The 370-nt window shown below is 73.2% G+C and carries 1 protein-coding gene; it reads right to left on the bottom strand.

Going from position 1 to position 370, the window contains the following annotated elements; genetic code table 11:
* Positions 1-153 precede the first annotated feature (153 nt).
* On the bottom strand, positions 154-370 hold a 217-nt coding region (locus tag H7I57_RS09675), incomplete at its 5' end, for a hypothetical protein (protein WP_264023233.1).

Below are 370 nucleotides of genomic sequence, written 5' to 3'. Positions count from 1 at the left end.
CTCGTCGGTCACACTGGGCGACCCAGCTGAACGGTTAAAGGTGAGGGGCTACGGACCACGCCCGCCGCAGGCGGGCCTCCGCCGGTCGCACCTAGTGCACCGGCGACCGCGGACGGCGAAGACACCACACCGCGCCGGTGTGGTGTACGGGGGTTACGGCGTGAAGGGGTCGGGGCTGTCGTGGTGCAGGCAGGCGAGGAGCTCGGCGGTGGCGGCGTGGTCGGGGCTGCCGTCGACGCCGTGGCCGGTCTGGATGATGGCGGCGAGGTCTGCTCCGAGGTGCAGTGTGTAGCGCGGCCATTCGTCATCGCCGGCGCGGGCGATCAGGGCCGCGGTGGCGGCCGTGAGCCGGATGCGTGCGTGGGCGGGG

This window comes from Mycolicibacterium pyrenivorans (assembly GCF_025821625.1).
In the GTDB taxonomy this organism is placed as follows: Bacteria; Actinomycetota; Actinomycetes; order Mycobacteriales; family Mycobacteriaceae; genus Mycobacterium; species Mycobacterium pyrenivorans.
This window is presented reverse-complemented; position numbering and strand designations above follow the sequence as displayed.